The 1,003-nt window shown below is 76.0% G+C and carries 1 protein-coding gene; it reads right to left on the bottom strand.

The window, feature by feature from the left end:
- The coding region (locus tag GT354_RS26400) for a type ISP restriction/modification enzyme (protein WP_161358872.1) at positions 1–1,003 on the bottom strand (1,003 nt) is incomplete at both ends.

Below are 1,003 nucleotides of genomic sequence, written 5' to 3'. Positions count from 1 at the left end.
AGTTCGCTGGTCAGGTCGCTCGACCAGGTGCGTTCGCGGATGCGCTCCAGGCCCTCGCCCGGGGGCTCGACACGGGCCGCCACCCACGGTTCCAGCACGCCCAGGTCCCACACCTCGCGCGGGACCGGTCCGATCCGGCCGGAGCCGAGCAGCACGGACCGGGTCTCGTCGTCGTAGGTCGCCGCCGTCGGCCGGGCCGGGACCGGTTCGCGCACGAACGGCCGCCGCCCGCCCGGCAGTCGCGGCTTGCCCTCGCCCGGTCGCCCGAACCGCGCGCCGAACGTGTGCAGGGCGACCAGGCACCGGCCGATCCGCACCCCGTCCGCCCACACGCGCGGATCCGTCGTGAGCGGGATCCGCCGCGGATCCCGCGTCACGGCCACGATCCACGCGAGCAGGTCCTCGGCCGACACCGCCGCCCCGAGCCGATCCGCGAGCAGCGACGTCAGGCCCGGCGCGACGTTCGGCTCGGCGCCCGCCGGGTCGCGATACAGCGGCAGCACTCGCCCACCGCGCCCCCCGTGGTGCATCGCGTCCGGCAACAGCGCGCTGCACAACACCGGCCAGGGATCCCCGGCTTGTCGCATCGTCAAGTAGACCTGGTGTTCGCCGCGCACCCGCCACAGCTCCGGCCGCGCGAAGTCCACCACCCGGTGGTCGGCGAGCAGCCACTGTCGGTCGAACGGCCGCCGCGCGACCCTGACCAACCGCGGCGCGGGCCCGACCTCGCGCGCGAGCGGACCCGACGGGGCGTCACAACCGGGCAGCGGCGCCGGTAGCGAGGCCGTCGTCCGCGAACGGGACGGCCGAAACAGCGCGTTCCCCGCCTCCGGGTCCTCGGCCAGGGCCTCGGCGAGGCGCTCCCGGCGGCGGCGCAACGTGCCCTGCTCGGGGGCGTACACCCAGGTCCGACCTGCGGCGATGCCGGGACTCGCCCACGGCATCAGGTCCTCCAGCGAGAGCGGTTCACCGCCGCGCATCACGTCGCGCGATCCCACCCCGA

This window comes from Streptomyces sp. SID3343 (genome assembly GCF_009865215.1).
Classification (GTDB): domain Bacteria; phylum Actinomycetota; class Actinomycetes; order Streptomycetales; family Streptomycetaceae; genus Embleya.
This window is presented reverse-complemented; position numbering and strand designations above follow the sequence as displayed.